Here is a 21,030-nt window from a genome sequence, read left to right on the forward strand (position 1 = left end):
TAGGAGTTGAAACCAATGAAACGTCGTGAGTTCTCGAAAGCCGGCCTGGCCGTGTCCGCCCTGGGCCTGTCCCAGGCGCCTGCCGCGTGGGCGCAAGCCAAGGCCGGCACCGACTACCTGGTGCTGGACAAGCCGGCCGGCACCGAAGCGCCGCCCGGCAAGATCGAGGTGGTCGAGTTCTTCTGGTATGCCTGCCCGCACTGCAACGCCTTCGAGCCGACGCTGGAAGCCTGGGTCAAGCAACTGCCCAAGGATGTGGCCTTCCGCCGCGCGCCGGTGGCCTTCCGCAACGACTTCGTCCCGCTGCAAAAGCTCTACTACACGCTGGAAGCCCTGGGCAAGGTCGACGAGCTGCACCGCAAGGCGTTCTACGCCATCCACGTCGACAAGCAGCGCCTGAACAGCGACGACACGGTGATCGCCTGGGCCGCCACCCAGGGGCTGGACAAGGCCAAGTTCACCGAGACCTACAACTCGTTCAACGTGGCCACCAAGGTGCGCAAGGCCACGCAGCTGCAGGATGCCTACAAGCTGGCCGGCGTGCCGGCCATGGGCATCAACGGCCGTTTCTACACCGACGGCACGCTGGCCCAGTCCATGGGCCGCGCCCTGACCGTCACCGACCAACTGCTGGGCGAACTGCGCAAGACCAAGTCGTAGACTGCAGCAATATTGCACTGCACAATGGCCCGCTGACGCGGGCCATGTCGTTTTTGCATTCGTCCGCGCCCGTTACAATGGCCGAGCAAGATTCGTGCCTTTCATGAAACCCACCTCCGCCCACCTCCTCGTCAGCCTGGCCCTCGCCCTGTCTTCCGGACTGGCGCTGGCCGAACGCGCCGACCGCGACAAGCCCATGAACATCGAGGCCGATGCCATGCGCTACGACGACCTCAAGCAGGTCAATGTGTTCACGGGCCGCGTGGTCGTGACCAAGGGCACCATCGTGGCGCGCGGCGCACGGGTGGACGTGCGCAAGGACGCCCAGGGCTACCAGTTCGGCACCATCACCGCGGCGCCGGGCCAGCTGGCCTACTACCGGCAGAAACGCGAGGCGGTGGACGAGTACATCGAGGGCGAGGGCGAGGTCATCGAGTACGACGGCAAGGCCGACAAGGTCACCTTCATCCGCCGTGCCGTGATGCGCCGCTACGTGGGCAGCACCATGAACGACGAGGTGACGGGCAACGTCATCGTCTACGACAACGTCACCGAGGTCTTCACCGTGGATGCGGCCAAGCCGGGCAGCGCCGGCTCCGGCGGGCGCGTGCGCGCGATGCTGACGCCGACGCCCGCTGCCAGCGCGCCGAAGCCGGCCGCCCCGGCGCAGCCGGCCGCGCCGCTCAAGCCCAGCACCCGGCTGGGCGGGGAGAAGAACTGAGGTGGGGGCCGCGGACAGCGCCTTCGCAGACGTGGCCGGCAGCCGGCTGGTCGCGCGCCAGCTGGAGAAGTCGTACGGCAGCCGCAAGGTCGTGCACGACGTCTCCCTGACCGTCAACAAGGGCGAGGTGGTGGGCCTGCTCGGGCCCAACGGCGCGGGCAAGACCACCTCGTTCTACATGATCGTGGGGCTGGTGCGCGCCGACGGCGGCCACATCTCCATCGACGGCCAGTCGGTGGAGCACATGCCCATCCACCGGCGCTCCAGCCTAGGCCTGTCCTACCTGCCGCAGGAAGCGTCGATCTTCCGCAAGCTGTCGGTCGAGGACAACGTGCGCGCCGTGCTGGAGCTGCAGCGCACGCCCGAGGGCAAGGCCTTCAGCCGCCAGGAGATCGATGAGCGCCTGACCGGCTTGCTGCAGGACCTGCGCGTGGACCACCTGCGCGATTCCTCGGCGCTGGCGCTGTCCGGCGGCGAGCGCCGCCGCGTGGAGATCGCGCGCGCGCTGGCCACGCAGCCGCGCTTCATCCTGCTGGACGAGCCTTTCGCCGGCATCGACCCGATCGCCGTGATCGAGATCCAGCGCATCGTGAGCTTCCTCAAGGGCCGCGGCATCGGCGTGCTGATCACCGACCACAACGTGCGCGAGACCCTGGGCATCTGCGACCACGCCTACATCATCAGCGAGGGGCGGGTGCTGGCCAAGGGCACGCCGGCCGAGATCGTCGACAACGCCGAGGTGCGCCGGGTGTATCTCGGCGAGCACTTCCGCATGTAGGCCATGGCCCCCACGCTTGTCACTTCGTGTACTGCGCTGCCCCCCGCGGGGGGGCTCGCGCCTTGGGGCGGCCCGGCGGCGCTCGGTCGCCTATGAAGCAAGGCCTCTCGCTCCGCGTCTCCCAGCACCTGGCACTGACCCCCCAGCTGCAGCAGTCCATCCGGCTGCTGCAGCTGTCCACGCTGGAGCTGTCGCAGGAGGTCGAGCAGATGCTCGACGAGAACCCGTTCCTGGAGCAGTCCATGGACGAGGCGCCGGGCGAGGACTTCGGGCTGGCCCAGGCCGACACGCCGGTGCGCGATGAAGACCGCGACACCGAGGCCGCGCTGTCCAGCGGGCTGGATTACGCCACCGAGGCGCCGGCCGAGAACCGCAGCGAATCCGAATCGCCCCTGACCGGTCAGGCCGACGAGCACGACTGGGACGGCGACGGCACGCACGACGTGGCGCCCGACGACGGCGAGTGGGGCGGCGACGCCCTGCCGCGCAACGGTTCCGCGCTGGGCGAGGAGGGCGATGCCGATGCCACCGAACTGGCGCGCAGCCAGGAGTCGCTGCCCAGCTTCCTGCACCGCCAGGCACTGGCGCTGCGCCTGTCCGAGGAAGACACGGCCGCGCTGCGCTTCCTGATCGAGTCGCTCAACGACGACGGCTACCTCGAAGACAGCCTCGACGCGCTGGCCGCCGGCTTCGCCGGTGACGACCCCGAGGCGCACGAGGAGCTCGTGCACCGCTTCACCGTGGCCCTGCGCCTGCTGCAGAACCTGGAGCCGGCCGGTGTCGGCGCGCGCGACCTGGGCGAATGCCTGGCGCTGCAGATCCGCGCGTTGCCCGAGGACGAGGTTCCCGCCCCGCTGCGGCGCACTGCGCTGCGCATGTGCCGCCAGTCCATGGACCTGCTGGCGCGGCGCGACCTGCGCCGCCTGGCCAACCTGTGCGGCGACAACGAGGCCGGCATCAAGGCCGCGCTGGCGTTGATCACGCGGCTGGAGCCCAAGCCCGGCCGCAAGTTCGTCGACGTGGAGCGCAACATCATCGTGCCCGACGTCATCGTGGTCCGCAGCGGCCGCGGCGCCAACGTGCGTTTCCGCGCCCAGCTCAATGCCGAAGTGATGCCGCGCCTGCGCGTGCACGACATCTACGCCAACGCGCTCAAGCAGCACCGCGGCGGGGGCCGCGAGGCCTCGGACACTGCGGCATTGCAGCAGCGCCTGCAGGAGGCGCGCTGGTTCATCAAGAACATCCAGCAGCGCTTCGACACCATCCTGCGCGTGTCCAACGCCATCGTCGAACGGCAGAAGAACTTCTTCACCCATGGGGCGCTGGCCATGCGCCCGCTGGTGCTGCGCGAGATCGCCGACGAGCTGGGCCTGCACGAGTCCACCATCAGCCGCGTGACCACCGCCAAGTACATGGCCACGCCGTTCGGCACCTTCGAGCTGAAGTACTTCTTCGGCTCTTCGCTCGGCACCGAGACCGGCGGCAACGCGTCGAGCACCGCCGTGCGCGCGCTGATCAAGCAGTTCGTGACGGCCGAGGACACCAAGAAGCCGCTGTCGGACAGCCAGCTCTCCGACATGCTCAAGGAGCAGGGCATCGAGTGCGCGCGCCGTACCGTCGCCAAGTACCGCGAAGCCCTGCGCATCGCACCAACGAATCTGCGCAAAGCGCTGTAGCCATGCAAAACCTGCGCTTGTTCCTGCCCTGCGCGGCGGGTGTCGAAGCCATGCTGGCCGACGAGGCCGCGCGCATCGCCGGCGCGCCGGTCCAGGCCCGCCGCGCCGGTGTGCGCCTGTCCGCCTCCTGGCGCGACGCCATGCGGCTGAACCTGCACAGCCGGCTGTGCCAGCGTGTGCTGATCGAGCTGGCCCATGGCGACTACCGCCACGAGCAGGACCTCTATGCGATCGCCTCCAACGTCGCCTGGGAGGCCTGGTTCACGCCGCGCCACACCTTCAAGATCGAGCTCACGGCCCAGCACAGCCCGCTGCAGAGCCTGAACTTCGCCGCGCTGCGCATCAAGGATGCCATCGCCGACCGCTTCCGCGACAAGACCGGCAGCCGGCCCGACGTGGACACGCGCTTCCCGCAGGTGCGCATCTATGCCCACCTGACCACCGACCGGCTGCAGTTGTACATCGACAGCTCGGGCGAGCCGCTGTTCAAGCGCGGCTGGCGTGAGGACAAGGGCGATGCCCCGCTCAAGGAAACCCTGGCCGCCGCCATGCTCGCCGCCAGCGGCTGGGACGCGCAGACCCCGCTGTACGACCCCTGCTGCGGCAGCGGCACCATCGCCATCGAGGCCGCGCAGATCGCCTGCGGCATCGCCCCCGGCCTGAACCGGCGCTTCGGCTTCGAGCGGCTGGCGCCCTTCCAGGCGCACGTGTGGGCCGCGCTGCGCGAGGAAGCCCAGGCCGCGCAGCACGCCCCCACCACCACCGTGTTCGGCAGCGACGTGGCCCACCGCATGGTCGATTTCGCGCAGCGCAACGCCCAGCGCGCCGGCGTCGCCGCGGCCGTTCAGCTGCGCGGCGGCGACGCCCTGCAGCGCATGCCGCCGGCCGAGTCCGGCACCATGCTGCTCAACCCGCCCTATGGCGAGCGCATCGCCGTGGCCGGCGTGGCCGGCAACCGGCTCGGACAGCCGCAGCGCGGCGGCCGCGAGACCGCGCAGACCGACGACGGCGGCGACTTCTTCCCCCAGCTGGCCACCCACTGGAAGCGCAACTACGCCGGCTGGACCGCCTGGGTGCTGACGCCGGACGCCAAGCTGCCCAGCCGCATGCGCCTGAAGGAGTCGCGCCGCGTGCCGATGTGGAACGGCCCCATCGAATGCCGGCTGTTCCGCTTCGAACTGGTCGCCGGCTCGGCGCGCGGCACGCCCGCTGCGCCAGTCCCGCCCGCCACCGCCAGCGGCGATGAGGCCAGCTGACGCCAGCCGCGCCGTGGTGCTGGACACCAACGTCGCGCTGGACCTGCTGCTGTTCCAGGACCCCGGCACCGCCGCCTTGCAGGAGGCGCTGCAGCAGGGCCGCCTGCGCTGGCTGGTGCTGCCCGGCATGCGCGCCGAGTTCGTGCGCGTGCTCGACTACCCGCACCTGCTGGCCTGGCGCCAGGCCCATGGGCGTTCCGCCAAGGCCGCGCTCGCGGCATTCGACGCCCACAGCTGCACCGTCGAACCGGTGCCCGCGTGTGCCGTGCGCTGCAGCGACCCCGACGACCAGCCGTTCATCGACCTGGCCGTCGCGCACCGGGCCCTGCTGTTGAGCAAGGACCGCGCGGTGCTTGCCACGCGTGCACCGCTCGCAGGCCTCGGCGTGCGCGTGGAGAAACAGTTGCTTACCAACCGTCATCCACCGCTCACACGCCATGGTGTTGAAGCCGCGGCGGAACTGGCACACTTGCAGCATATGTAAGCATGCGCAACGCGCATCCAGCTTGCTGTGCGCCCTTTGCGGCGCCACGATCCATTCCGCCCACTGCTGGGCTGTTGTCGCCCAGGCGGCCGGCCTGTACCTAGATGTCTTCACCTGCGCCCACCCCTCCCGCAGTTGCTCCGGCAACGTCCATGCTCCAGCCCGAGGACTTCGACCAGCTCGATGCCTGGCTCGACATCCTGCGCGAGCAGGGCATCGATGCCCCGCAATGGGAGCTGTGCGAGGGCTTCATGGCCGCATTGGTGTGTTGCCGCAGCCCGGTCGCGCCGGCCGATTACTGGCCGGTGCTGCTGGAGTCGGAGAAGCCGCTGGAAGAACTGTTCCCCGACGCCGCCGTGCGCCAGCAGTTCGAAGCCATGTGGGCGCGCCGCTGGCAGGAGGTCGCCACCGCGCTGGATGCCGAAGTCGACAGCCTGGACGACGAGCGCGCCTACTGCCCCCAGGTGCTGGACGTGCGCAGCGCCATGGCCCAGCTGGAGCCCGCGGCCCGCGCCGAAGCCCTGGGCCTGGAGCAGCCCGAGGCCGCCGCTCTGGCAGAGGCACAGGCGCAGCTGCCGTCGTTCGCGCAGCTGTGGGCGCTGGGCTTCATGCTCGTCGTCGAGACCTGGCCGGACGAATGGCTGGCCCCCAGCCGCGAGAAGGACATCGCCCGCGCCATGGACGATGCGCTGGGCAACGTGGCAGAACTGTGCGAGGACGACGAGGGCCCGCACGAGGTTTCCGCCTATGTGGACGACGACGGCCAGGAAGGCCCGCCCAGCATGTCGGCCGACCGCCTGGAGGCCTTCGGCGAAGCGGTCTGGGCCGTCTACGACCTGCGCGCCGCCGGCCTCGCGCTGGGCCCCCGCGTGGCGCAGGTGCGCCATGACGCCCCCGCCCCGGGCCGCAACGACGCCTGCCCCTGCGGCAGTGGCAAGAAATTCAAGAAGTGCCATGGCGCCGACTGAGCGCCTGCGCCCTCTGCGGGAACACTAGCCCGCGTCCTGGTTCCTTCTCTCCCGCCTGCCGAGGTCTGCGCCGTGCTGTCTCCCCGCGCCATCGATGCCGTCATCACCTTCCGCAACAGCCAGGGCGAGGTCGTCCGCGGGGTGCTGACCAACCACCAGCGGCGCTCGCTGGTGATGGAGATCTACAACCCCTACTCCATCGTCCAGGTCAGCGAGGTGCTCAGCGAGCTGACCGTGCGCGCCGGCGAGCGGCCGGTCTACCGCGGCAAGGCGGTGGTGGTGAGCCTGCTCAACACCGGGCTGATGGCGGTGGTTTCCGTCACGCTCATCGACGAGTGGGACGAGCTAGCCGTCATGGGCCATGACCCGGCCTCGTTCTCGCAGCAGGCGCGCGCTTTCGTGGACGAGTGGAACCAGCGCTTCACGATCGGCGAGTCCTACCAGGTCGCCGTGAGCGAGCTGCGGGCCTACCTGTCCGACGTGTCGCGCTGGGTCGACCAGGCCGACATGTCGGCCACGCTGCCCAAGGACCCCGAGGGCAAGCTGCGCAAGGACGTGTTCTTCGAGATCGCCGAACCGCTGATGCGGCGCACGCGCGACTACTTCGACCGCCTCGAGGATGTGGCGGGCGAGGTGCCCGCGGCGCTGCAGACCAGCCACCGCAGCTTCGCCCAGGCGTCGATCCATCCCCTGATCCTGCGCGCGCCCTTCGTCTACCGCACCTTTGCCAAGCCGCTGGGCTATGCGGGCGACTACCAGATGGTCAACCAGATGCTGAGCGACCCGCGCGACGGCGCCAGCACCTACTTCCAGATCATCAACACCTTCTTCCTGAACGCGCCCGTCGCCACCGCGCACCGCAACCGCATCGACATCCTGGTGGACACCCTGTCCTCGCTGACCGAGCGGCCCGGCAACGGGGGCCCGGTGCGCGTCCTGAACGTGGGCTGCGGCCCGGCGGTCGAGATCCAGCGCCTCATCGCACAGCATCCATCGCCCGAGCGCTTCGTCTTCACGCTGATGGACTTCAGCGAGGAAACGCTGGCCTACACGCGCTCCATGATCGACCAGGCCTGCGCCCGGCGCGGCGTGCGGGTGGCGGTGGAGCTCGTCCACGAATCCGTCCACAACCTGCTCAAGCGCAGCTCCGGCGCGCGCCAGTTGCCCGAGACGCCGTTCGACTTCGTGTACTGCGCGGGCCTGTTCGACTACCTGTCCGACAAGGTCTGCAACCGCCTGCTCGAGTACTTCATCGCCCGCACGCGTCCCGAAGGCGAAGTGCTGGTGACCAACGTGCACGAACGCAACCCGGACCGCCACGTGATGGAGCACGTGCTGGAGTGGCACCTGATCTACCGCGACGAAGCCGGCATGCGCACCGTTGCCCCGCAGCAGGCCAGCATCGCGCAACTGTGGACGGATGCCACCGGTGTCAACGTGTTCATGCGCCTGGCCGCGTTGCCTGTCGCCGCACAATGAACTCCCATGAACGCATTCCGGCTGACCAAGGCGCTGCAGGGTGATTACGAGGCCGAGCTGTCCGAATTCCGCCTGGCCTACAGCCGCGCGGGCTGCATCGTGGCCTGCGTGCTGGTTCCGGGCGGCGTGGGGCTGGACATGGCGTTCTACCCCCAGCACCAGCTGCCGCTGGGCATCGCGCGTGGCCTGACGACCGTCGTGCTGGGCGTGCTGCTGGCGCTGCTGTATTCGCGCTGCGCCGAACGGTATGTCCGCGCCATCACGGTGGCATGGCTGGTGTTGCCCCAGGTCATGATCGTCTGGATGATCTACCACACCGAAGGGGCCCTGTCTCCCTACGTGTTCGGGTTGAGCCTGGCCCTCTACGCGGCCGGCATCATCATGCCGATCGGGCTGATGCAGTCGGTCGGGCTGGGCGCGTTCACCTGCGTCGCCTACTTCCTGGCGGGCCTGCTGCATGCGCATGCGCCGGTCCCCGGCGGCGCGCTCGTGGGCAACACCATCTTCCTGCTGTTCTCTGCCACGGCCTCGTCGGTCTGCACGGTCTTCAACGAACGCGCACGGCTCAAGCTGTTCGCCCTGCAGCGCGAGGTGGCCGAGAAGAACGCCTCGCTGCTCAGCACCAACCAGGCGCTGGCGCAGATCAAGGGGATGATGATGCAGCAGGAGAAGATGGCCGCCCTGGGCACCCTGTCGGCCGGGCTGCTGCACGAGGTCAACAACCCCGTCAACTACAGCATGATGGCGCTCAACATGGCGCTGATGGACCCGGCCGTGGCCACCAGCGCCGACCTCAAGGAAAGCCTGACCGACGCCAAGGACGGCATGCTGCGCGTGCAGAGCATCGTGACCGACCTCAAGACCTTCGCCTACCAGAAGCCCGGCGGCGACAGCGAACGCATCTTCCTGTTCGAGAAGGCGCTGCGCTCGGCGCTGCGGCTCACCGGCTTCGAGCTCAAGGGCGTGGGCATCGAGACGCAGCTGCCGCTGGACACCCATGTGCGCGGCGACGAGCCGGCCATCATCGGCGTGCTCGTGAACCTGCTCGGCAACGCGGCGCTGGCGCTGCAAAAGGGCGTGCAGCGCCGGCCGGGCCTGGTGCCGCAGATCGTGGTGCGGGCCGAACGCCAGGCCAGCCGCCTGGTCGTGCACGTGCGCGACAACGGCACCGGCATCGCGCCGGACAACCTCGCCCGCGTGTTCGAGCCCTTCTTCACCACGCGCGAGGTGGGCCAGGGCCTGGGCCTGGGCCTGGCCGTGTGCTATGCCATCGTGCAGCGCCACGGCGGGCAGTTGACGGTCACCAGCGAAGAAGACGCCTGGACCGAATTCAGCTTCGACCTGGCGCTGGCCACGGCCGACTTCGCCGCCACGGCGCAGGCCGCAGGAACGGCCGGGGACGCTGCGGGCGCGCCGGCCTCCCGGCCCCCACCCTCCGCCCTGGATGCGCCGGCCGGCGCCATCCCGGCCTGACGCACCCGTACCCATGCACGCGTCGCCCATGGAACCGGATGCCGACACCGTCCTCGTGGTCGACGACGAGGCGCTCGCGCGCAAGTGGTTCTGCCGCACCTACGACAACGAGTTCCCCATCGAAGCCGCCGCCAGCGTCGACGAGGCGCTGCAGCTGCTGGGCCGGCACGGCCACCGCATCGCCGTGGTCGTCACCGACTACCGCATGCCGCAGCGCACTGGCCTGGAGCTGTTGCAGGAGTTGCAGCGCCGGCACCGGCACCTGGTGCCGCTGCTGTGCACCGCCTACGCCGATACCGAGCTCGCCATCGCCGCCGTGAACGAGGGGCGCGTGTTCCGCATCCTGCAAAAGCCGCTCGAAGAAGCGGCAACGCGTCAGGCACTGCGCGACGCCCTGGCCTGGCACCGCTACCGCACGCGCGAGAGCGCGCTGCACGAGAGCCGCGTCATGGCCATGCGCGAGACGCTGGGCTTCCTCGCGCACGAGCTCAACACCCCGCTGGGCACCGTGCGCGGCTACATGGGCGCACTGCGCGACCGCTACCGGCCCGAGGACTCGGGCAGCGGGCAGGCGGTGTTCACCGAGCACCGCGCGGGCGAGATCATCGCTGCCATCGACTCGGCCGAGCGGCGCGCGCTGTACTGCCAATCGCTGGTCGCCAGCTTCGTGCAGTCCGCGCGCGACGCCCTGCCGGGCGCCGTCGAGCCGCCGCTGTACGCCGGCGCACTGGCGCGCGCGCTGCTGGCCGAGTACCCGTTCGAAGGCGACGAGCGCGACTGCGTGGTGCTGGACCCGCAGCAGGACTTTCGCCTGCCCGGCCGCCGCGACCTGCTGTACCTGGTGCTGTGCACGCTGACCAAGAACGCGCTGCTCGCGCTGCGCGGCGTCGCAACGCCCCAGTTGCGCATCGAGTTCGGCCGCGCCCCGCCGCCGGATCTCACGCACAAGGCGTGGATCCGCTTCATCGACAACGGTTGCGGCATCGCACCCGATATCCTCGCGCGGCTGACGCTGGAGCCCCTGACCACGCGTGCGGCCAGCGGCGGCAACGGCATGGGCCTGGTGTTCTGCCGGCGTGTCGTCCAGGCCATCGGTGGCGGCATCGCCATCCACTCCGAACCCGGACAGGGCTGCACCGTGACCCTGACCTTCCCGAGCACCGAGGACGCCAGAACATGAACAAGCAACCCCAGAAAATCCTGTACGTGGACGACGAAGCCATGGCGCTGAAGTACTTCGAGCGCCTGGTCTCTCCGCTGGCGCCGGTCCTCACCGCCTCCTCGGTCGAGGCCGGCAGGGCCATGCTGGCCCAGCATGCCGACGAGATCGCCGTGCTGGTGTCCGACCAGCGCATGCCCGGCGCCTACGGCAACGAGCTGCTGCGCCACGCGCACGACCACCATCCCAACATCGTGCGCATGCTGACCACGGCGTACTCCGAACTGGGCGAGGCCATCGAGGCCATCAACTCCGGCCACATCTACCGCTACATCACCAAGCCCTGGGATCTGGAGAGCCTGCGCGCCGACCTCAAGAACGCGCTGGAACTGGCCGCGCTGCGCAGCGAGCGCGACACGCTGCTGCGCGAAAAGCTCATCGTGCAGCAGCAACAGTTGCTGGCCGAGCGCGTGACGCAGCTGGTGGTGGCCTGCGCCGGCTTCGTGCGGCCCGACCATGCGCCGCGCGTCGAGGCGTTCCTGCGCTCGGCCAGCGTGCTGGGCTGCCGGCCGCCGGCGATCGACTGGCACACCACCGACCATGCCGACCTGATGCAGGCCGAGACGGCGCGCAGCATCGCCATCGGCACCGAACTGGCCGCCTGGGGCCGCTGGTTCGCCGACCAGGGCAGCGCCCGCCCGCCGCTGGCGGTGCTCGACGAGGCGCTGGCCGGCGCCTCTGAAATCCACGAAGGCAAGCTGATCGTGCGCGACCGTGCCGCACTGGTCTGGCCGCTGGAAGCGCCCACGGCGGCACCCGTCAACGCGGCCGGCACGGCCTGGCTGGCCTGGCTGCTGTGGACCGAGGGCAGCGCCACGCTGCAGCCGCAGGCCGAAGGCCGCTGGCTGGTGGTGCCCGGCGCCTTGCCCGAGCAAGGGCAACTGCGGCGCGACTGGATGGCCGCGGCCATCGAGCGCATCGAGGGGGCGGGCTGAGGCCCTCAGGCGGGCGGGCGCGCCTGCACCGTGCCCGCGGCGCGCGCGAACAGGCCGGCGCCCAGGTGGTGCAGCGTCTGCAGATCGGTGTTGTCGTCCCGGAACGACCAGTGCCCGTTGTCGAACACGCGCGGATCGGCCGCTGCCGCCACCACCTCGCCGAAGCAGGTGTCGTAGGCCGCTTCGGTGTGGCGTTCGGGGATCAGCCGGCATTCGAGCCAGCCCACGCAGCCCTGCTCCAGCACCGGCATGCCCAGCACCGGCCCGCTGGCGGCCGCGATGCCCAGGCGTGCGAACTTGTCGCCCTCGCGCCCGCTCGTGCTGCCCACGGCATAGGCCAGGTCGGCCAGCGCCGCGCCCGGGATGCACAGCGCGAATGCGCCGCTGGCCATGACCAGCTCGCGCGTGAAGGTGTTCTTGTCGATCACCACCGCGATGCGCGGCGGCGTGAACTCCACGGGCATCGACCAGGCCGCCGCCATCACGTTGCGGCGCCCGCCGTGCGCGCTGGTCACGAGCACGGTGGGGCCGTGGTTGATCAGGCGGCTGGCGTGGTGCAGCGCGACGGGCTTCATTTGAGCCACTTGGCCGCCGCCTCGCGCACCGCGCCGCGGCTGTCCACCAGCTCCCAGGCGAAGCGCAGCACGCGCAGGTACTCCGCGTCGTCGGCCGGCGCCATGAAGCCCAGCGTGTTCACAGGCGTCAGCGGCGCATCGATGAAGGCCGCATGCAGGCGCGGGTCCACCCGCGCGTAGTGCAGCGCCTCGTAGGTCTCGGTGATCATCACGTCGCCCTTGCCCTCGGCGATGAGGCCGGGGATCTCGGCGTTCTTGTCGTGCGTGCTGACCTGGGCGGCCGTCAGGTTCTGCAGCACATAGGCCTCGTTGGTGCCGCCGGGGTTCTTGATCACGCGCACGCCGGCCTGGTTCAGGCTCTCGCGCGTGCGGAACCTGTCCTTGTCGGCCGCGCGCACCAGCGCCACCTTGCCGAAGGGCGCGTAGCCCGGCAGCATGTCGACCTGGCGCAAGCGCGTCACGTTGCGCGTGATGCCGCCCACGGCGACGTCGAACTTGTCGGCCTGGATGTCCTTCATGAGGTTGGGCCAGGTGGTCGGCACGTACTCGACCTTGGCGCCCAGTTCCTTGGCCATGGCCTCGATGAGGTCGATGTCGTGGCCGCTGTAGCCCGTGTCCGTCTTGATCGCGAAGGGGCGGTAGTCGCCGGGCGTGCCCACGCGCAGCGTCTTGCTCTCCATGATGCGGTCCAGCCGCGGGCCGGCATGGGCGGTGGCGAGAAGGGCGGAGGCGGCCAGCACGGCCGCGCCGACGAGGGCTTGCATGAAGGTCTTGCGCTGCATCATCTGTTCCTGGTGGATCGAGCGGCGCATCCTACCGGGCTCTACCGTGGGCTGAACAGCCCATTGAGCTCCGCGCCCGCCGCGGCGCCCGCGAAGCCGTCGAAGCGGCCGTGCTGCGCCAGGTCCTTGGCGGCGCGCATGAAGCCGCCCCAGGCCGCGCGTGCCAGGCCACCGCCGACGCTGACGCGGCGCACGCCCAGCGCGGCGATCTCGGCCATGGTGTGTTCGGAGGTGCCGCCCACGAGCAGGTTGACCGGCCTGGGCGCGACGGCCGCCACGACGGCCGCGATCTGCGCGCGCGCGCGGATGCCGGGCGCATACAGGCAGTCGGCGCCGGCCGCGGCGTAGGCGCGCAGCCGGGCCAGCGTGTCGTCCAGGTCGGGTTGGCCGCTGAAGAAGTTCTCGGCCCGGCCGACCAGCAGCGTGTCGCCGCCGGCCGCGTCGATGGCGGCGCGCGCGGCCGCGAGCCGCGCTACGGCCACCTCCAGCGGGTACTGGGGGGCCGCAGGATCGCCGGTGCCATCCTCGATCGACAGGCCGGCCACGCCGGTGGCCACGGCCAGCCGCACGCTGTCTGCCACGGCCTGCGGTGTGTCGCCGTAGCCGTCCTCGAAGTCGGCATTCACGGGCAGGTCGGTCGCGGCCACGATCTCGCGCAGGTGGGCCAGCACCGCGTCGCGCGGCATGGCGCCGTCGGCCCGGGCCTGCGACCAGGCGTGGCCGGAACTCGTGGACGCCAGGGCCTCGAAGCCCAGGCTTTCGAGGTAGCGCGCGCTGCCCGCGTCCCAGGGGTTGGGGATCACGAAGCAGCCCTGGCGGTGCAGGGCGTGGAAGGCGGCGCGTTTCTCGGCGGTGCTGCGGGGCATGCGAAGTCTCCTGTGGTGGGCTGGCGCGGCCAAGGGCTTTGCGGCCAGGCGGGCGCAGCGCGGCTATGGTCGCAGAACGCGGTCAGGCACGGGCCGCTTTTGCGGAAGGGCTGCCATGCACCGACGACATCTCACCGCGGCCGCGATCGCGCTGGCCTGCACCGTGGCGCTGCCCGCGCTGGCACAGGCGCCGCCCTGGCCCGCGCTGGGGCCGGACGGTATCGTGCTGTTCCGCCATGCCGACGCGCCGGGCACGGGCGACCCGCCGCAGTTCCGGCTGGGCGACTGCGGCACGCAGCGCAACCTCGGCGAACGCGGCCGCGTGCAGGCGCAGGAACTGGGCGCGCGCTTTCGCGCCAGAAACATCGCCGTGGGCCAGGTGCTGGTCAGCCAGTGGTGCCGCACGCGCGACACGGCCGAACTTGCGTTCCCTGGCCGCATGCAGGAGGCACCCGCCTTCAACTCCTTCTTCAACGAGGACGCGGCCCAGTCCGCGCGCCAGACCGAGGCCGCCCGCGCCGTGCTGGCGGGCTGGCGCGGCCCGGGCGTGCTGGTGGTGGTCACGCACCAGGTCAACATCACGGCGCTGACCGGGATCTTCCCGGCCTCGGGCGAGGGCATCGTGGTGCGCAGCCTGCCGGCGCGCGGGCTGGAGGTCGTGGGGCGGCTGCCGCCCTGAGGGCGCGCCCTAGCGCCCGCTGAACCGCGCCGTGCGCCGCTCGACGAACGCGCGCAGGCCCTCGGCCGCGTCTTCGCTGTTGGCCAGGCCCTTCTGCACGGCGATGAACTCGCCCACGGCGGCGGCCACGCCTTCTTCCACGGTCTTGCGCACCGACAGCCGCGTGGCCACCACGGCCAGCGGCGCCTGCGCGGCGATGGCGCCGGCAATGCGCAGGGCCTCGTCCAGCTGCTGGCCTGCCGGCACCACCTTCTGCACGAAGTTCAGCCGCAGCGCCTCGGCCGCGTCGAACACGTCGGCCGTCAGCAGGTGCAGCAGCGCGTTGCCGCTGCCGGCGCGCTCGGCCATGCGCAGCGTGGCGCCGCCCGTGGCCATGATGCCGCGCTGCACCTCCAGCTGCGAGAAGCGGCAGTCGTCGGCCGCCACCACGATGTCGGCCGCCAGCATGAGCTCGATGCCCAGCGTGTAGGTGATGCCCTGCACCGCCACCACCATGGGCTTGGTGCGGCGCCGGTACTGCGGCAGCCCCAAGTCCACCGGGTCGACCAGGCCGTCGGGGATGGCCTTCTCGCCGCGCTGCATCAGCGGCGCGAAGCTGGGCAGGTCCAGCCCGGCCGTGAAGTGCCCGCCCAGCGCGTGCAGCACGCCCACGCGCAATGCAGGCTCGTCGTCCAGCCGCGTGTAGGCCTCGGCCAGCTGGCGTTGCATCGCGGGCGTGAAGCCGTTGCGCTTGGCGGTGCGGTCGATGCCGATCAGCAGGATGTGGCCGCGCTGCTCGGTCACGATGCGGCCTTCGGCCGGGGTGGTGCTTGTCTCCGTCATTCTTGTGTTCTCCGGTGGTGTAGGTCAGTAGATGTACACGCCGCGGCCGGTCTTGCGGCCCAGGCGGCCGGCGGCCACCATTTCCTTGAGCAGCGGGCAGGGGCGGTACTTGCTGTCGCCGTACTCTTCGAGGTAGACGTTCATGACGGCCAGGCACACGTCCAGGCCGATCATGTCGGCCAGCGCGAGCGGGCCGATGGGCTGGTTGCAGCCCAGCTTCATGCCGGCGTCGATGTCCTCGGGCGTGGCCAGGCCCTCGGCCAGCACGAAGAAGGCCTCGTTGATCATCGGCACCAGGATGCGGTTGACGACGAAGCCCGGCGCGTTCTTCACGGTGATGGGCGACTTGCCCAGCGCCAGCGCCAGCGCGTGCACGGCGGCATGCGTCTCGTCGCTGGTCTGCAGGCCGCGGATGATCTCCACCAGCGCCATCATCGGCACCGGGTTGAAGAAGTGCATGCCGATGAACTTCTCGGGCCGGCCGGTGGCCGCTGCCATCTTGGTGATGCTGATCGACGAGGTGTTGGATGCGATCAGCGTCTCGGGCGGCAGCACGGCCTCGGCCTGCTTCAGGATCTTGAGCTTGAGCTCGTAGTTCTCGGTGGCGGCCTCGATCACCAGCTGCGCGGCGGCCAGGTCGGCGTAGTCGGTGCTGGTTTGGATGCGGGCCAGCGCGGCGGTCTTGTCGGCCTCGGTGGCCTTGTCCTTCTTGATGAGCCGGTCCAGGCTGCCGGCCACGGTGGCCAGGCCCTTTTGCACGGCCGCGTCGGAGATGTCGACCATGACGACGTCGATGCCGCTGGTGGCGCAGGCCTGGGCGATGCCGTTGCCCATGGTGCCGGCGCCGATGATGCCGACGGTGCGGATGGGGGTGCTCATTGGGGAACTCCTGGGGATGGGGTGGGAGGGGGCCGGCTGCGGTATCGTGGCCGCGTGGAAGGCAGGCCGGGCCTGCTGTGTCGCAGCATCATAAATGTTCGATTTCGCGGTGTTGGGGGGTGGAGCCACGGGCTACGGCCTGGCGCTGCGGCTTGCCGCGGACGCGGCCGTGCAGGTCGCGCTGGTCGAGGCCGGGCCGGCCCCTGCGGCGATCCTGCGGCGGCGCCGGCCGCGCCCGGCCTGGCGCTGGGCCACCGTGGCGCAGCCCGGCCTCAACGGCCGCGCCGTCGCGCTGACGGCCGGAAAGGGCCTCGGCGGCACCGCCGCCTGGGACGCGGAAGCCGCACCGCTGCCCCGGCCCGGCAACCTCACGGTGTTCACCGACGCGCTGGCCGTGCGCGTGCTGCTGCAGGGCCGGCGTGCCACTGGCGTGGAACTGCACCGCGCCGGCCTGGTGCAGCAGCTGCGCGCGGCGCGCGCCGTCGTGCTGTGCGCCGGCGCGCTGCAGTCGCCGCTGTTGCTGATGCGTTCGGGCATCGGGCCGCATGCCCACCTGGTGGCCGCGGGCGTGGCCACGCGGCACGACCTGCCGGGCGTGGGCCTCCAGCTGCAGGTGCCGGTGCGGCTGCCGTTGCCGCTGCGGCGCGGTGCTTTCGCCGCATGGGGCCTGCGCCGCTCGGCCGACGACCTGGAGCTGGTGCTGGAGCAACCTGCCAGCCGCGGCCGCCTCGGCCTGCAGGGCAAGGACCCCGCACAGCCGCCGCGGCTGGACCCGGACCTGCTCAGCGATCGCGACGATGTGCAGGCGCTGGCCCAGCACCTGCGCGCCACGCTGGCCGGGCTCGGCGCCGAGGGGCTGCGTGCCGCGCGGCCCTGGGCGGGGCCGCTGCCCGACCTGGCACTGGAGCGCCTGCTGCGCGAGCATGCGGAACCCGGCATCGGCGTGGCCGGCGGCTGCTGCCAGGGCGATGGCCCGCTCGCCGTGGTCGATGCGCAGCTGGCCGTGCGCGGCATCGCCGGCCTGCACGTGGCCGATGCCTCGGTGCTCACGCAGTTGCCGGCCGACAGCCGCGCCGTGGCCGCGCTGGGCGAGCCGCTTGCGCAGGCACTGCTGCGCGTAGCCTGAATCAGCGGGCCGGCTCCAGCGCCACCACGGTCAGCGCGCCGTCGATGCGCTCGGCCGTGAAGCGCACCTTGTCGCCCTCGGCCAGGCCTTCGAGCAGCCGCGCGTCGGCCGCGCGGAACACCATGGTCATGGCGCCCATGCCGAGGTTCGGCAAGGGGCCATGCCGCAGCGTGATGCGGCCCTCGGCGCGGTCGATCCTGCGGACCTCGCCCGTGGCCATGGCGTCGGCCGGGGCAGCGGCCTGGGTGCCGTGGCCGGCGTGCCCGTCGTCGGTGCCCTGCGCCTGCAGGGCGGTGGCGCAGGCCAGCGCGGCGCCGGCCAGGAGGATGCGTGCGTGCATGGTCGGACTCCTTGGTCAATGGTGGGCGTGGTTGCCGGGCTTGCGCGCGCGCAGGGGCGGCTCGGTGCCGGCAGGCGCGGCGGGCGCGGCGGCGCGTGGCGCGGGCGGCAGTTCGCCCTCGTAGGCCGTGGCCACGCTGCCGGCCGGATGGCGGAACCAGCCCGGGTCGCGGTAGTCGCCCGGCGCCTGGTCGTCGCGCACCTTGACCACGCTGAACATGCCGCCCATCTCGAGCGGGCCGAACGGGCCGGTGCCCGTCATCATGGGCAGCGTGTTGTCGGGCAGCGGCATCTCCATGCTGCCCATCTCGGCCATGCCGGCGCTGCCCATGGCCATGTAGTCGGGCACGAGCTGGCTGATGCGCGCGGCCACGTCGTCCTGCGCCACGCCGATCATGGTGGGCACGTCGTGGCCCATGGCGTTCATCACGTGGTGCGACTTGTGGCAGTGGATGGCCCAGTCGCCGGCCACGGCGTCGAACTCGATGGCGCGCATCTGGCCCACGGCCACGTCGGTCGTGACCTCGGGCCAGCGCGCGGCCCTGGGCACCCAGCCGCCGTCGGTGCCGGTCACCTCGAAGTGCGGGCCGTGCAGGTGGATCGGGTGGTTGGTCATCGTGAGGTTGCCCACGCGGATGCGCACGCGGTCGCCCGTGCGCGCCACCAGCGGATCGATGCCCGGGAACACGCGGCTGTTCCAGGTCCACAGGTTGAAGTCGGTCATCTCGGCCACGCGCGGCACGGCGCTGCCGGGCTCGATGGCGTAGGAGGCCAGCAGGAACGCGAAGTCGCGGTCCACCGCAAGCTGGCGCGGGTTCTTCGGGTGCACGATGAACAGGCCCATCATGCCCATGGCCATCTGCACCATCTCGTCGGCATGCGGGTGGTACATGTGGGTGCCGGGGCGCAGCAGGCTGAACTCGTAGACGAAGGTCTTGCCGGGCGGAATCTGCGGCTGCGTGAGCCCGCCCACGCCGTCCATGCCGTTGGGCAGCAAGAGGCCGTGCCAGTGCACCGTTGTGTGCTCGGGCAGGCGGTTGGTGACGAAGATGCGCACGCGGTCGCCCTCCACGGCCTCGATGGTCGGGCCCGGGCTCGCGCCGTTGTAGCCCCACAGGCGCGCCTGCATGCCGGGCGCGAGCTCGCGCAGCACGGGCTCGGCGACCAGGTGGAACTCCTTGACGCCGGCGTTCATGCGCCAGGGCAGCGACCAGCCGTTCAGCGTGACGACGGGGCGGAACGGCCGGCCCGTGGACGGCGGGGGCGGCGGCTGGGTGTCGGCGCCAGCGGGCGTGCCGGTGGCGGGTTCGGGCAGCGCGGCCAACGCGGCGCGCGCCACGCCGGACAGGGCGACGGCGCTGGCGGCCGCGCGGAAGAAATGTCTGCGGTCGGACATGGGGAGGCTTTCAGTGGCCGGCGTGGCCGTTGGGGGACGAGGGAGGCGTGGGGGACGGCGGGGAAGGCGGGGATGGCGGCACGGCCATCGCCTGCTGCAGGCGGCTGTCGGCCAGCCAGAAGTCGCGCAGCGCCTCCACGGCCGCCGCCACGCTGCGCACCTGCTCGCGCGCATCGGCCAGCAGCTCGAACACGCCGATCAGCATGCCGTTGTAACGCAGCAGGTTCTGCTCGGCGATGCGCTGGCGCAGCGGCACGACCTCGTCGCGCCAATGGCGTGCGAGGCCGTGCGCCGTGCGGTAGGCCGACCAGCTTTCGCGCACCTCCGAGCGGGCTTGCAGCGCCACGTCGGCGGCCTCGTGCAGGGACTGCCGGTAGCGGGCCTCGGCGCCGGCCCAGCGCACGCGGCCGAAGTCGAACAGCGGCAGTTCGACGGCCGCCTCCCAGCCGGTGGTGCGCGGCGCACCCGTGCTGCTCTTGCTCTGCACGCCGAGCTCCAGCAGGTTGACGAAGCCGGTGGCCTCGGCCAAGCCCAGCTGGCGGGCCAGGGCCTCGGCGCGCTGGCGCGCGGCCAGCAGGTCGAGCCGGCGTGCGATGGCCTGGTCCTCCGCCTGCACAGGCACCGCCTGCGCCGGCGGCAGCCCGGGCAGGCGTGCGGGCAGCTGCAGCGCGTGCAGCTGGGCGCCAGACAGGCCCAGGGCGCGCACCAGGCGTTCGCGTGCAGCCAGGGCGCGGTGGCGCGCACGCGCGAGGTCGGCCACGGCCTCGGCATGGAAGGCCTGCTCGCGCATCTGCGCCAGCGCCGGGAAGTTGCCGGCCTGGACCATGCGCCGGGCCAGCACATTGGCGGCATCGGCCGCGTCCTGCACCTGCGCGAAGTACTGCACGAGCTGCTGCGCGGCCACGGCCTCGGTCCAGGCCTCGCGCGCCTGGCGGGCCTGTTCGACGGCGGCGGCCGCCGTCTCGGTCTGGGCCTGGGCGAAGCGCTCCTGCTCCACGCGCTGCGCGGCCGGCAGCGTGAGCAGGCCCAGGAGGTTGAACACCAGCGAGCGCTCGATCTCCAGCGCGCCGCCGCCTTCGCGCAGGCGGCCGAAGCCGAGCACGGGGTTGGCGAGCCGGCCCGCGCGCACGCGGTCGGCCTCGGCCACGCCCAGCGCGGCGAAGCGCGCCTGCAGGCCGCGGTGCTGCAGCAGCGCGAGTTCGACGGCGCCCTCCTGCGCAAGGGGCGCGCGCAGCAGTTCGGCGGCGCGCTGTGCGGCGCTGTCCTGGCTTTCGGCGGCGGGCGGGGCGGGCGGCGCCTGGCCGGTGCGCTCGCGCGTCAGCGCGGCCACGCGGTCCATGCCGCCGTCGGGCGAGAAGCTGGCGCAGCCGGACAGCAGCAGCACCAGCGGCAAGAGAAATCGGTTCATGGTTCGACGGATCTGGATGCCGCTGCGCCCGGCGGGGCGGCAACGGCCGGCGCGCATGCAGGCTGCACGCGCGAGCGGGCTCCGGCCTGCGGGCGGCAGGCCGTGCGGCGTCAGACCGTTCGGGGTGGGCGCTCGGGGCCGTCGCGCTCGAAGCGCACGGCCTCGGCGGGCAAGGGCGGGAACGTGGCGGCCGGCAGCGCGATGGCCGGCATGGGCGCCTGGCCGGGGCCGGTCAGCGTGGTCAGCGCGCAGAACGCCGCGCACTGGGTGCAGGCCTGGTGTGCGGCGTGGTCGCCGCCGCCGTGCCCATCGTGGCCCATGCTGTGGTCGCCCGCGGCCACGGCCATCGCGTGGTGGCCATGCTGCGCCTGTGCTCCGTGCGCGCCGTGCGGCTGCTCTGCCGCGACCGGCGCGGCTGCGGGCGCGCACAGCATCGCCGCGGCCAGCGCGCCGCGCACCGGCAGCAGCACGGCCAGCAGCAGGATCAGCGAGAGGCGCAGCAGCTTCAC

The 21,030-nt window shown here is 71.6% G+C and carries 22 protein-coding genes; 13 read left to right on the forward strand and 9 right to left on the reverse strand.

The window, feature by feature from the left end; translation table 11 throughout:
- Positions 1 to 15 precede the first annotated feature (15 nt).
- The 11 genes from ASF44_RS07580 (at position 16) to ASF44_RS07630 (ending at position 11,649) form a co-directional block, all read left to right on the forward strand.
- Entirely contained in the window at positions 16 to 660 is a 645-nt protein-coding gene (locus ASF44_RS07580) for a thiol:disulfide interchange protein DsbA/DsbL (protein WP_056898602.1), read from the forward strand.
- A 103-nt stretch (positions 661 to 763) separates the two neighbouring features.
- Positions 764 to 1,381: a lipopolysaccharide transport periplasmic protein LptA gene (gene lptA, locus ASF44_RS07585; protein ID WP_056898603.1), complete on the forward strand. Its 618-nt coding sequence runs from the start codon at positions 764 to 766 to the stop codon at positions 1,379 to 1,381.
- Between the two features lies 1 nt (position 1,382).
- Complete coding sequence (gene lptB / locus ASF44_RS07590) at positions 1,383 to 2,159, forward strand: LPS export ABC transporter ATP-binding protein (protein WP_056898604.1); 777 nt, start codon at positions 1,383 to 1,385, stop codon at positions 2,157 to 2,159.
- Between the two features lie 92 nt (positions 2,160 to 2,251).
- Positions 2,252 to 3,835, forward strand: coding sequence for an RNA polymerase factor sigma-54 (locus ASF44_RS07595; protein WP_056898605.1), 1,584 nt, complete (start codon positions 2,252 to 2,254; stop codon positions 3,833 to 3,835).
- A gap of 2 nt (positions 3,836 to 3,837) precedes the next feature.
- Entirely contained in the window at positions 3,838 to 5,091 is a 1,254-nt protein-coding gene (locus ASF44_RS07600) for a class I SAM-dependent RNA methyltransferase (protein WP_056898606.1), read from the forward strand.
- Positions 5,078 to 5,575 (forward strand): putative toxin-antitoxin system toxin component, PIN family, encoded by a 498-nt coding sequence (locus ASF44_RS07605; RefSeq protein WP_082524588.1) that lies wholly within the window; start codon positions 5,078 to 5,080, stop codon positions 5,573 to 5,575. The genes ASF44_RS07600 and ASF44_RS07605 overlap by 14 nt, the downstream gene beginning before the upstream one ends.
- Before the next feature lie 152 nt (positions 5,576 to 5,727).
- The gene (locus tag ASF44_RS07610) at positions 5,728 to 6,543 is read left to right on the forward strand and encodes a UPF0149 family protein (protein WP_235579160.1); all 816 of its coding nucleotides are present in this window, start codon (positions 5,728 to 5,730) and stop codon (positions 6,541 to 6,543) included.
- Positions 6,544 to 6,615: 72 nt separating this feature from the next.
- Positions 6,616 to 8,022 (forward strand): class I SAM-dependent methyltransferase, encoded by a 1,407-nt coding sequence (locus ASF44_RS07615; RefSeq protein WP_056898608.1) that lies wholly within the window; start codon positions 6,616 to 6,618, stop codon positions 8,020 to 8,022.
- 6 nt (positions 8,023 to 8,028) lie between these two features.
- Entirely contained in the window at positions 8,029 to 9,495 is a 1,467-nt protein-coding gene (locus ASF44_RS07620) for a sensor histidine kinase (protein ID WP_082524589.1), read from the forward strand.
- Between the two features lie 13 nt (positions 9,496 to 9,508).
- Entirely contained in the window at positions 9,509 to 10,675 is a 1,167-nt protein-coding gene (locus ASF44_RS07625) for a hybrid sensor histidine kinase/response regulator (protein ID WP_056898609.1), read from the forward strand.
- The gene (locus tag ASF44_RS07630; protein ID WP_056898610.1) at positions 10,672 to 11,649 is read left to right on the forward strand and encodes a response regulator; all 978 of its coding nucleotides are present in this window, start codon (positions 10,672 to 10,674) and stop codon (positions 11,647 to 11,649) included. The genes ASF44_RS07625 and ASF44_RS07630 overlap by 4 nt, the downstream gene beginning before the upstream one ends.
- A 5-nt stretch (positions 11,650 to 11,654) precedes the next feature.
- On the opposite strand, the gene ASF44_RS07635 is transcribed toward ASF44_RS07630, so the two are convergent.
- The 3 genes from ASF44_RS07635 to ASF44_RS07645 are packed head-to-tail and all read right to left on the reverse strand — an operon-like array spanning position 11,655 to position 13,872.
- Positions 11,655 to 12,224 (reverse strand): flavin reductase family protein, encoded by a 570-nt coding sequence (locus tag ASF44_RS07635; RefSeq protein WP_056898611.1) that lies wholly within the window; start codon positions 12,222 to 12,224, stop codon positions 11,655 to 11,657.
- A complete protein-coding gene (locus ASF44_RS07640) occupies positions 12,221 to 13,009 on the reverse strand; it encodes a transporter substrate-binding domain-containing protein (protein ID WP_369820910.1) in 789 nt (262 codons plus the stop codon). Before ASF44_RS07640 ends, ASF44_RS07635 begins: the two co-directional genes overlap by 4 nt.
- Before the next feature lie 38 nt (positions 13,010 to 13,047).
- Complete coding sequence (locus ASF44_RS07645; RefSeq protein ID WP_056898612.1) at positions 13,048 to 13,872, reverse strand: oxaloacetate decarboxylase; 825 nt, start codon at positions 13,870 to 13,872, stop codon at positions 13,048 to 13,050.
- A gap of 115 nt (positions 13,873 to 13,987) precedes the next feature.
- Between ASF44_RS07645 and ASF44_RS07650 the strand changes: the two genes are divergently transcribed.
- The gene (locus ASF44_RS07650) at positions 13,988 to 14,551 is read left to right on the forward strand and encodes a histidine phosphatase family protein (protein WP_056898613.1); all 564 of its coding nucleotides are present in this window, start codon (positions 13,988 to 13,990) and stop codon (positions 14,549 to 14,551) included.
- Positions 14,552 to 14,560: 9 nt separating this feature from the next.
- On the opposite strand, the gene ASF44_RS07655 is transcribed toward ASF44_RS07650, so the two are convergent.
- Together ASF44_RS07655 and ASF44_RS07660 are read right to left on the reverse strand one after the other, a co-directional pair.
- Positions 14,561 to 15,373, reverse strand: coding sequence for a crotonase/enoyl-CoA hydratase family protein (locus ASF44_RS07655; protein ID WP_056898614.1), 813 nt, complete (start codon positions 15,371 to 15,373; stop codon positions 14,561 to 14,563).
- A gap of 24 nt (positions 15,374 to 15,397) precedes the next feature.
- Positions 15,398 to 16,252 (reverse strand): 3-hydroxybutyryl-CoA dehydrogenase, encoded by an 855-nt coding sequence (locus ASF44_RS07660; RefSeq protein WP_056898615.1) that lies wholly within the window; start codon positions 16,250 to 16,252, stop codon positions 15,398 to 15,400.
- 94 nt (positions 16,253 to 16,346) lie between these two features.
- Here ASF44_RS07660 and ASF44_RS07665 point away from each other — a divergent pair, with 94 nt between their 5' ends.
- Positions 16,347 to 17,378 carry a GMC oxidoreductase gene (locus tag ASF44_RS07665; protein ID WP_056898616.1) on the forward strand — a complete coding sequence of 344 codons (1,032 nt, stop codon included), beginning with the start codon at positions 16,347 to 16,349 and terminating at the stop codon, positions 17,376 to 17,378.
- Between the two features lies 1 nt (position 17,379).
- Here the strand turns inward: ASF44_RS07665 and ASF44_RS07670 are convergent, their stop codons facing one another.
- From ASF44_RS07670 to ASF44_RS07685, 4 genes are all read right to left on the reverse strand, one after another.
- Positions 17,380 to 17,718 carry a copper-binding protein gene (locus tag ASF44_RS07670; protein ID WP_056898617.1) on the reverse strand — a complete coding sequence of 113 codons (339 nt, stop codon included), beginning with the start codon at positions 17,716 to 17,718 and terminating at the stop codon, positions 17,380 to 17,382.
- A 15-nt stretch (positions 17,719 to 17,733) separates the two neighbouring features.
- On the reverse strand, positions 17,734 to 19,113 hold the full coding sequence (locus ASF44_RS07675; protein WP_056898618.1) for a multicopper oxidase family protein: 1,380 nt from the start codon (positions 19,111 to 19,113) through the stop codon (positions 17,734 to 17,736).
- A gap of 10 nt (positions 19,114 to 19,123) precedes the next feature.
- Positions 19,124 to 20,521, reverse strand: coding sequence for a TolC family protein (locus tag ASF44_RS07680; protein WP_056898619.1), 1,398 nt, complete (start codon positions 20,519 to 20,521; stop codon positions 19,124 to 19,126).
- Positions 20,522 to 20,631: 110 nt separating this feature from the next.
- Positions 20,632 to 21,030 carry a DUF2946 family protein gene (locus ASF44_RS07685; RefSeq protein WP_056898620.1) on the reverse strand — a complete coding sequence of 133 codons (399 nt, stop codon included), beginning with the start codon at positions 21,028 to 21,030 and terminating at the stop codon, positions 20,632 to 20,634.

This window comes from Pseudorhodoferax sp. Leaf274, from assembly GCF_001422445.1.
Lineage (GTDB): Bacteria > Pseudomonadota > Gammaproteobacteria > Burkholderiales > Burkholderiaceae_C > Pseudorhodoferax.

Excerpts from the sequence above, each read along its gene's own strand:
- ASF44_RS07580 (WP_056898602.1), top strand. The coding sequence starts at position 16 with ATGAAACGTCGTGAGTTCTCGAAAGCCGGCCTGGCCGTGTCCGCCCTG.
- lptA (WP_056898603.1), top strand. The coding sequence starts at position 764 with ATGAAACCCACCTCCGCCCACCTCCTCGTCAGCCTGGCCCTCGCCCTG.
- ASF44_RS07595 (WP_056898605.1), top strand. The coding sequence starts at position 2,252 with ATGAAGCAAGGCCTCTCGCTCCGCGTCTCCCAGCACCTGGCACTGACC.
- ASF44_RS07600 (WP_056898606.1), top strand. The coding sequence starts at position 3,838 with ATGCAAAACCTGCGCTTGTTCCTGCCCTGCGCGGCGGGTGTCGAAGCC.
- ASF44_RS07605 (WP_082524588.1), top strand. The coding sequence starts at position 5,078 with ATGAGGCCAGCTGACGCCAGCCGCGCCGTGGTGCTGGACACCAACGTC.
- ASF44_RS07610 (WP_235579160.1), top strand. The coding sequence starts at position 5,728 with ATGCTCCAGCCCGAGGACTTCGACCAGCTCGATGCCTGGCTCGACATC.
- ASF44_RS07620 (WP_082524589.1), top strand. The coding sequence starts at position 8,029 with ATGAACGCATTCCGGCTGACCAAGGCGCTGCAGGGTGATTACGAGGCC.
- ASF44_RS07625 (WP_056898609.1), top strand. The coding sequence starts at position 9,509 with ATGCACGCGTCGCCCATGGAACCGGATGCCGACACCGTCCTCGTGGTC.
- ASF44_RS07630 (WP_056898610.1), top strand. The coding sequence starts at position 10,672 with ATGAACAAGCAACCCCAGAAAATCCTGTACGTGGACGACGAAGCCATG.
- ASF44_RS07635 (WP_056898611.1), bottom strand. The coding sequence starts at position 12,224 with ATGAAGCCCGTCGCGCTGCACCACGCCAGCCGCCTGATCAACCACGGC.
- ASF44_RS07640 (WP_369820910.1), bottom strand. The coding sequence starts at position 13,009 with ATGATGCAGCGCAAGACCTTCATGCAAGCCCTCGTCGGCGCGGCCGTG.
- ASF44_RS07645 (WP_056898612.1), bottom strand. The coding sequence starts at position 13,872 with ATGCCCCGCAGCACCGCCGAGAAACGCGCCGCCTTCCACGCCCTGCAC.
- ASF44_RS07650 (WP_056898613.1), top strand. The coding sequence starts at position 13,988 with ATGCACCGACGACATCTCACCGCGGCCGCGATCGCGCTGGCCTGCACC.
- ASF44_RS07655 (WP_056898614.1), bottom strand. The coding sequence starts at position 15,373 with ATGACGGAGACAAGCACCACCCCGGCCGAAGGCCGCATCGTGACCGAG.
- ASF44_RS07660 (WP_056898615.1), bottom strand. The coding sequence starts at position 16,252 with ATGAGCACCCCCATCCGCACCGTCGGCATCATCGGCGCCGGCACCATG.
- ASF44_RS07665 (WP_056898616.1), top strand. The coding sequence starts at position 16,347 with ATGTTCGATTTCGCGGTGTTGGGGGGTGGAGCCACGGGCTACGGCCTG.
- ASF44_RS07670 (WP_056898617.1), bottom strand. The coding sequence starts at position 17,718 with ATGCACGCACGCATCCTCCTGGCCGGCGCCGCGCTGGCCTGCGCCACC.
- ASF44_RS07675 (WP_056898618.1), bottom strand. The coding sequence starts at position 19,113 with ATGTCCGACCGCAGACATTTCTTCCGCGCGGCCGCCAGCGCCGTCGCC.
- ASF44_RS07680 (WP_056898619.1), bottom strand. The coding sequence starts at position 20,521 with ATGAACCGATTTCTCTTGCCGCTGGTGCTGCTGCTGTCCGGCTGCGCC.